This is a genomic window from Paraburkholderia sp. SIMBA_053 (assembly GCF_046534895.1).
In the GTDB taxonomy this organism is placed as follows: domain Bacteria; phylum Pseudomonadota; class Gammaproteobacteria; order Burkholderiales; family Burkholderiaceae; genus Paraburkholderia; species Paraburkholderia caledonica.
This window is the reverse complement of record NZ_JAWRXU010000771.1, coordinates 1-268: the sequence shown is the minus strand read 5'-3', so window position 1 is coordinate 268 and position 268 is coordinate 1. Positions and strand designations below refer to the sequence as shown.

The window sequence follows — 268 nt, the reverse complement described above, 5'->3', positions numbered from 1 at the left end:
CAGCGCCGTTGACACGCGCGCTCGCAACGCGGGCAAAACATCGGCTTCGAACCAGGGATTGCGCTTGAACCATGCGATGTTGCGCGGCGACGGATGCGGCAGCGGCATGACGCGCGGCCCGTATTCCTGCCACCGGGTGAGCGTGTCCGTCAAGGTTGGCCCCCGTGCGTCACCGAGTCCGAATTGTTGCGCGTATTGTCCGACCAGCAGTGTGAGCCTGACCGCACCGAGGTGTTGGAGCAACTCCTGGTGCCACCGGGGCGCGCAC

Annotated in this window: 1 protein-coding gene; it reads right to left on the bottom strand. The window is 66.0% G+C overall.

Annotation, left to right across the window (positions count from 1 at the left end; all coding sequences use genetic code 11):
* Window positions 1-268 (bottom strand): uracil-DNA glycosylase family protein (locus SB753_RS37660; RefSeq protein WP_410805236.1); only part of this gene is annotated, 268 nt, incomplete at both ends.